Annotated in this window: 1 protein-coding gene; it reads right to left on the bottom strand. The window is 67.8% G+C overall.

The window, feature by feature from the left end; genetic code table 11:
* Positions 1-217: 217 nt before the first annotated feature.
* Positions 218-556, bottom strand: a complete 339-nt coding sequence (locus CCN51_RS52435) for a YciI family protein (protein WP_014172622.1) — start codon at positions 554-556, stop codon at positions 218-220.
* Between the last annotated feature and the right edge of the window lie 140 nt (positions 557-696).

The raw sequence follows: 696 nt of genomic DNA, 5'->3' as shown, positions 1-696 counted from the left end.
CCGCCCGGACCCGGTGCCGGATCCCGTCGACCTGCCGACGCAGGTTCCGCCCCGGACAACCGCACCCTGCGACCGGCAGCAACGCCTCGAGTACCGCCCACGCCTCGTCCGTCAGATCATGCCGCCCAACTGTGTCGCCCACAGGCTCGCAGCATGCCGATCCCGCAGGTCACAAGCCACTTCCGAACCAGACCCAGCCGCGGGGGGTCGTCTTCGATCAGACGGTCGGGTCGGCCATGATCTCCCGGACCTCTTGCGCGCAGCGGCACGCGGCAGCGATCTTGGCAGCCCACTCCAATGCGTCCTCACGTGAGGGCACATCGATGATCGCAAACCCGCCGAGCACCGCCTTGGTCTCCGGGTACGGGCCGTTGGTGACGGTCCCGTCGGTGGACACGACGCTCGCCTGCTGCCTTTCCAGTCCACCACCGAAGACCCACACAGCGGCGTCCCGAGCCTTACGTACCACCTCGAGCGAGGCCTCGGCCACCTCGGGCAACTCCTCCTCGGGGAAGGTCATCGCGCCGTCATCAAAAGAGATCAGGTACCGCGTCATACATGGCTCCCTTGGCCGTTGGCCGCCTTCGGCCGCCTCTCACCCTACGGCGAACGCCTCCCTTCAGAACCGACACTCCCCCCGGCTTCCGAAACATGCCCCAGCGTGGCTGCAGGTCGGTAGAGAACGGCGGGCGTGGC

Origin of the sequence: Streptomyces milbemycinicus (genome assembly GCF_002154605.1) — a bacterium.
Taxonomy (GTDB): Bacteria; Actinomycetota; Actinomycetes; order Streptomycetales; family Streptomycetaceae; genus Streptomyces; species Streptomyces milbemycinicus.
The sequence above is the reverse complement of the archived record's forward strand: the minus strand, read 5'-3'. Positions and strand labels throughout refer to the sequence as shown.

What these genes read in the sequence shown, in the direction of transcription:
- CCN51_RS52435 (WP_014172622.1), bottom strand. Translation starts at nt 556, where the DNA reads ATGACGCGGTACCTGATCTCTTTTGATGACGGCGCGATGACCTTCCCC.